The organism is Nostoc sp. T09, assembly GCF_002154695.1.
Classification (GTDB): domain Bacteria; phylum Cyanobacteriota; class Cyanobacteriia; order Cyanobacteriales; family Nostocaceae; genus Aulosira.
In genome coordinates this window covers 151573-158137 of the sequence record NZ_MTAV01000014.1, presented here as the reverse complement: position 1 = coordinate 158137, position 6565 = coordinate 151573, and the positions used below count along the sequence as shown (strand labels likewise).

Below are 6565 nucleotides of genomic sequence, written 5' to 3'. Positions count from 1 at the left end.
ATAAATTGTTGAGGGGTGACAAGCACACATCATTCGATAACCCGCAACTTGGGTTATTAGAAAAATCCACATTTTTCTGACGTTCTGGCGTCGGAGTCATCCCCGCCATCACAAAGTCAGCTCGATTTGCTTGGAGTGCGGGAATTAATCCATTAAAATCAGATTCCATGACCTGGAGTTTAAACCCCAATTTTTGAGCTAGGTTCTTGGCAATATCTATATCAAAGCCAACGATTTGCCTTTCACCACCCTGAGTATCATAAAACTCATAAGGTGGGTAATCTGGTGAAGTTATCATCGTCAGCGTGTCCTTGCCTAAAGATGAGGCAGCTTTCAGAGAATGGCTATGACCTGCGATGATGCTGATTACTAGCATGACTGCAAACAACATCGCTAATCGCCTGACTTTTTTTGTCTGCATCAGAATTTCTCCGATAAACCCCCGTCAGCAAACAACTTAACTCCTGTTGAGGTGCTTTTTTCAACATTAAACGTTAATTGTTGGGTTTCGTTTCTGGTTCTGTTGGCATAAAATTGCCAGGAATGACGCAAAATTTCTCAAATTGTTATTTCTACCCTAAGAGAAGTCGGCTCTAGACGTATACAGCAGAATTCAGGAGTTAGAATTCAGAATTTAGAAGTAAAACAGTCTTTATGCTTGGGTTTGAGGCTTAGGATCTGTACTTCACTAACTTGAAAATTGCTGTATCTGTCTTTTAATCCTTATCTTCTTGCAGTGCTGGACTCACCTCTTGTCCTCTGTATTGAAATACTACTTCGTCAAATATCGATGTACATACCCTCAGCCCAATGCATTGTGGTGAAATTGTTTCATTGGAACTGCCTGATTTCTCATCGAGCAAAAAGAATCTGTAAAAGTCTATTTTTAGCTGCTGGTATTGATCAACCAGAAGCGTACAATAAATATGTATAAGTACATAGTGTAGAGATCATGGGTAATTTAACCCGTAATTGCCCGTAACAATTGATTTACTGACAAAACTTCTAGAAAGCTACTGTATGGTGACTTCTATGAAAATTGCCACTTGCAAGCAGAAGCTGTTACTTTGGTAAAATTTCGGGGAACTATGTAACTATAAATTTTTACATTTGTCAGTAAACTAAGCCGAAATTCATAATAGTACTGCGTTACAAAGCTTTTGACACAACAATTTCTGAGTATATAAACCTATGAATATGAAAGAAAAAGCTACCGATGCGGAACACAGACAAGTCGATAAGGTAGAAATTGCCGTCCGCCTAGACTCTGAGTTAGTAGAGCAAATTCAGCATTTAACTAACGACCCGAGTAAAGTCATTGAAGTAGCGATTCGGCAATGGTTGCGGGGTGAAGTTCCCAGAGATGATGAACTGACACGTACCCCTGTACGCGCTCCTATTCCACCCCGGGGAGAATGGAACGATTAAATATAAATAAAGTGTAAACATAAAATCAAAAAAATGTAAAATTTGCAACTTAGGCTCGCAGAATTACCAAAACTTCAAATAAAAACTCCAAAGCTGTAATAATTTATGCCAAACTTTAAGCAGCTTTAGTAATAATGTTGTCGGCTGCTATTTGTCTATCCAACTCGATAATGACTATTACTGCCAATTCTCAATTGCCGTACTTATTCTCCCAGAATCGAAACTCTATTAATAATCCGACTGATTACCTGCTACCAACTCTAGGAGCTGAGTTGGTATATACACAAGATGGATCAGGGCGTTACCTGACTTTTTGTTGGCAGCACAGTGAGCTTCTGGGGTTAGATCCTGACCAAATAATTGATGAGTTCAATGATGAGGCAACCTTCGACCCAGTGGATAAGGTTGCTTATTTGGAGCGGTTGCACCGGATTTTGACAAGTTTGGTGCCGGAAAAATTGCAGTGCTGGTTTAGTTGCGGCCAGGAGTTGTTTGAGTTGGAATTGGTAATCACTCCGATTATGCCGCAATTGGGTAAAGCGGCTAGCACTGTTTTGGTAATGGGACGCTTAGTGCAAGCTAAAGTCAACAGAGGCAAAGTAGATGTAATCACAAAAACACCTACACAGATAGAGTTGGCTTTACGCTCACAGCGACACCAAAAACTGGTGAATCGAATTACCAAAAATATTCGCCGCAACCTGGATCTAGACATTATTTGGCAGCAAACAGTTGATAGTTTGGGGAAAGTGCTCCGGCTAGAACGCTGTATTATTTGTCCCTACCAGCCTTTTAGCCCAAAAGTGCGGGTAATAGCAGAGTATCACCAGCCAGAGTGCAAATCCCTCCTAGGCGTAGACATAGATTTAGGTACTGAGCCTGCCTTTGCCCAAGCCTTGGCTACCTTAGAACCGATAGTCATGGAAGTACCAGGATATAGTCTTTGTCCACACCAGAAAATTTTAGTGGTGGCTACATCCTATCAAGACCAAGCAAATGGATTGGTAGCATTGAATCTGCGGGATGAATGCTACCCGTTGACAGATGCAGAAATCGAACTAGCCAAAGAGGTCGCGGATCAGCTGGGAACAGCGATCGCTCATGCTACTTTATACAAAGAACTAGAAGCAGCCCGTCAAAAAGCTGAAGATGCCTCCCGTCTTAAAAGCGAGTTTCTTGCCAATGTCTCCCATGAAATTCGTACTCCTCTTAACGGCATGATTGGATTTTTGAAGCTGATTTTGGAGGGGATGGCAGACGATCCCGAAGAACAACATCAATTTCTCAAAGAGGCTCACCACTTATCGATTCATTTGCTGAACATCATCAACGATATCTTGGACATTGCCAAAATCGAAGCTGGCAAAATGGACCTAGATTGTGCTCCTGTTCAATTAGCTGAGTTATTCGGTGATGTAGACAATTTTATGCGTCCTCAAGCCGAGATGAGAAACCTGAGCTTCCGGATGCAAATGCCTATTACCTCAGATGAAATTATTGTTCAAGGCAATTACCAACGGCTGCTACAAGTAATGCTCAATTTAGTAGGTAATGCCATTAAATTTACCCAAGAAGGCGGTATAACTATCAGCGCCGATATCGCCATCAAAAAGGCAAAACTCCAAGGGCAAGAATACCCTGGCATGGTGAGAGTACGCGTAGCAGACACTGGTATTGGTGTTTCTTTAGACAAACAAGATAAACTATTTCAATTATTTTCTCAAGTTGATGGCTCTCGCACCCGCCAGTATGGTGGTACAGGTTTGGGATTGGCAATCTCCCAGAAGCTAGTAGAGGCAATGGGTGGTGAGGTACATTTTTATAGTCTAGGTGAAGGACTTGGCTCCACAGTGACATTTACAGTACCCTTGTATCAACAGCCAGTACTCGTTACATCCACTGACAACGATCTACAAAATAGCATCTGTTAGTCAAGTGTCTAATGTTAGAATTCTCAATTAGATTTAAGAATTGATCGGCTACTGCTAGCTACAATGCGAGTCGCTACAATGCGGTATTCCGCAACTCGAATACTCATAAAGCTAGTACAGTACAGCGGCACAAGATTAGAGATATCATCCAATACAGCTTCTAGATTTAGAGATTTTTGCTATAGCCTAAAGTCATCACAAACAGATAACTGGCTACCAATAACTAACAACTAGCTGCAATTAGATCTAGGATCGTTTTAACAAGGCAAGAAAATAAAATTTTGGGAAATAGCTTGACAGTTGTGCTTTAGCTCTACTGTAGACTAATTCCCCATATCCTCGGTTAACTTACAGGTCTAAAACTATGGAACTGACAACTGACAACGTAGAAACTGTATTAGATGAAATGCGCCCTTACCTAATGTCTGATGGCGGCAACGTGGAATTAGTAGAACTGGATGGGCCTGTGGTCAAATTGCGGTTGCAAGGAGCTTGCGGTTCTTGTCCTAGCTCTACCATGACCTTAAGAATGGGTATTGAGCGCCGCCTGCGGGAAATGATTCCCGAAATTGCTGAAGTAGAGCAAGTTATCTAGGGACTGGGTGCTGGGGATTAGGGAATAGGGGCTAGGGGCTAGAGGCTAGGGACGGGAAAATTCTTTTCCTAATTATCAATCCCCAATCTTAGTACTCAGTATCCAATCCCCAATACCCCTTATCCCCAATCCCCAATCCCCATTGCCCAATACCCTATTATTCCCTATGACCCAACCTCTTTACGTCGCCTTTATCTGGCATCAACATCAGCCGCTGTACAAATCTCCTGGCAGCGGCGTTTCGTTATCTTCCAGCCAACAGTACCGCTTACCTTGGGTCAGGTTGCATGGCACCAAGGATTATCTGGATTTGGTGTTACTCCTAGAGCGGTATCCGAAGTTACACCAAACAGTTAATTTGGTTCCATCTCTGATATTGCAACTGGAAGATTACATTGCGGGTACGGCTTTCGATCCCTATCTCACAGCCAGTTTGACACCAGCGGAACAACTAACTCAGCAACAGCGGGAATTTATTGTCCAACACTTTTTTGATGCCAATCATCACACCTTGATTGACCCCCATCCTCGCTATGGCCAGTTGTATCATCAAAGGCAGGAACAAGGTCAAGCTTGGTGTTTGGAGAATTGGCAACTGCAAGATTACAGCGATTTGCTAGCTTGGCACAATTTGGCGTGGATCGATCCGCTGTTTTGGGACGACCCAGAAATTGCCAGTTGGTTAAAGCAAGGTCGAAATTTTACTTTAAGCGATCGCCAACGCATTTATTCTAAACAAAGAGAAATTCTCAGCCGCATTATCCCCCAACACCGGAAAATGCAAGCAGCAGGGCAGCTAGAAGTCACAACTACCCCCTACACCCACCCGATTTTGCCCTTACTAGCTGATACAAATTCCGGTCGCGTCGCTGTACCGCAGATGAATTTGCCAGAACGACGCTTCCAGTGGGCAGAAGACATTCCCCGCCACTTAGAAAAAGCTTGGGAGTTATATACAGACCGCTTTGGGCAGGAACCGCGTGGTTTATGGCCTTCAGAACAGTCAGTTAGTCCAGAAATATTACCGTATATTATTAAACAAGGTTTTAAGTGGATTTGCTCGGATGAAGCTGTCTTAGGATGGACGCTGAAACACTTTTTCCATCGCGATGGGGCGGGGAATGTTGAGGAACCAGAACTACTATACCGACCCTATCGCCTAGAAACTCCAGCAGGTGATTTAGCAATTGTATTTCGCGATCACAGATTATCAGATTTGATTGGCTTTACTTATGGAGCAATGCCAGCAAAACAGGCAGCAGCAGATTTAGTAGGACACCTACAAGCGATCGCTAAAATGCAAAGAGACAGGCAAAGTGACCAACCTTGGTTAGTTACCATTGCCTTGGATGGAGAAAATTGCTGGGAATTTTATCCCCAAGACGGCAAACCTTTCCTAGAAGCCTTATATCAAACCCTCAGCAACGAACCCCACCTAAAACTTGTCACCGTCTCCGAATTTCTAGAACAATTTCCCGCCACAGCAACTATCCCCGGAGAACAACTACATAGCGGTTCTTGGGTAGATGGCAGCTTTACCACCTGGATTGGCGACCCTGCCAAAAATCGTGCTTGGGACTACCTCACACAAGCTAGGGAAACTCTTGCAAGTCACCCAGAGGCGACAGAAGAAAATAACCCGGAAGCATGGGAAGCTTTGTATGCCGCAGAAGGTTCTGACTGGTTCTGGTGGTTTGGCGAAGGACATTCCTCAAATCAGGATGCAATTTTTGACCAGTTGTTTCGGGAACATCTCTATGGCATTTACAAGGCGTTAAATGAACCTGTACCACCCTATCTCAGGCAACCAGTAGAGGTACACGCAGCGCGGACAGACCATACTCCACAAGGGTTTATTCATCCTGTCATTGATGGTAAGGGTGATGAACAGGACTGGGACAAAGCTGGACGCATCGAAATAGGCGGCGCACGGGGAACAATGCACAGCAGCAGTCCCATCCAGCGGCTTTGGTATGGGGTAGATCACCTGAATTTTTATTTGCGAGTGGACTTAAAAAGTGGCGTTGTCCCAGGGAGAGGTTTTCCAGCAGAGTTGAATTTGCTATGGTTCTATCCTGACAAAACCATGCTTAATAGTCCAATTCCCTTGGCAGATGTGCCAGATACCGCGCCAGTTAATTACCTGTTTCATCACCATCTGGAGATTAACTTACTAACGCAATCGATTCAGTTTCGGGAAGCGGCAGACAATTATCAATGGCATCCCCGGTTTAGCCGCGCTCAAGTAGCTTTTAACACTTGTTTAGAAGTGGCGATACCGTGGGCAGATTTACAAGTTCCACCAGATTACCCCCTACGTCTGATTTTTGTATTGTCAGATGAAGGGCAGTTCTGCGGCTATCTGCCAGAAAATGCTTTAATTCCAATTGAAGTTCCTTAATTGGGATCGAGTAGGAAAACGCCCTCTGATAGAAGATTACGCAAAGACGCGAAGCAAGCCTTTTGCTGCCAAGGTTTGAGAATCAGTGTCTTCTAATTACAGGGGGCAAATCTGTAAACCACCCACAGCCTAAATTTTTTTGTATTTAATAATAGGAAATAATTTAATACAAATTCATATTTGTATAAGTGCTTCCTACTTTAATCAGAA

General features: G+C 43.4%; 5 protein-coding genes. 4 read left to right on the top strand and 1 reads right to left on the bottom strand.

Annotation, left to right across the window (positions count from 1 at the left end; translation table 11 throughout):
• Positions 1 to 421: transporter substrate-binding domain-containing protein (locus tag BV372_RS05140; protein WP_143844974.1), on the bottom strand; the 421-nt coding region annotated here is incomplete at its 3' end.
• A 770-nt stretch (positions 422 to 1191) separates the two neighbouring features.
• Between BV372_RS05140 and BV372_RS05135 the strand changes: the two genes are divergently transcribed.
• The 4 genes from BV372_RS05135 to BV372_RS05120 all read left to right on the top strand — a co-directional run bounded on the left by BV372_RS05135 (position 1192) and on the right by BV372_RS05120 (position 6355).
• Complete coding sequence (locus BV372_RS05135) at positions 1192 to 1428, top strand: hypothetical protein (RefSeq protein ID WP_086684140.1); 237 nt, start codon at positions 1192 to 1194, stop codon at positions 1426 to 1428.
• 170 nt (positions 1429 to 1598) lie between these two features.
• A complete protein-coding gene (locus BV372_RS05130) occupies positions 1599 to 3359 on the top strand; it encodes a cell wall metabolism sensor histidine kinase WalK (protein ID WP_086684137.1) in 1761 nt (586 codons plus the stop codon).
• A 364-nt stretch (positions 3360 to 3723) separates the two neighbouring features.
• Positions 3724 to 3954, top strand: coding sequence for a NifU family protein (locus tag BV372_RS05125; RefSeq protein WP_086684134.1), 231 nt, complete (start codon positions 3724 to 3726; stop codon positions 3952 to 3954).
• 166 nt (positions 3955 to 4120) lie between these two features.
• On the top strand, positions 4121 to 6355 hold the full coding sequence (locus BV372_RS05120) for a glycoside hydrolase (RefSeq protein ID WP_086684131.1): 2235 nt from the start codon (positions 4121 to 4123) through the stop codon (positions 6353 to 6355).
• Positions 6356 to 6565: the final 210 nt, after the last annotated feature.

Excerpts from the sequence above, each read along its gene's own strand:
- BV372_RS05135 (WP_086684140.1), top strand. The coding sequence starts at position 1,192 with ATGAATATGAAAGAAAAAGCTACCGATGCGGAACACAGACAAGTCGAT.
- BV372_RS05130 (WP_086684137.1), top strand. The coding sequence starts at position 1,599 with ATGACTATTACTGCCAATTCTCAATTGCCGTACTTATTCTCCCAGAAT.
- BV372_RS05125 (WP_086684134.1), top strand. The coding sequence starts at position 3,724 with ATGGAACTGACAACTGACAACGTAGAAACTGTATTAGATGAAATGCGC.
- BV372_RS05120 (WP_086684131.1), top strand. The coding sequence starts at position 4,121 with ATGACCCAACCTCTTTACGTCGCCTTTATCTGGCATCAACATCAGCCG.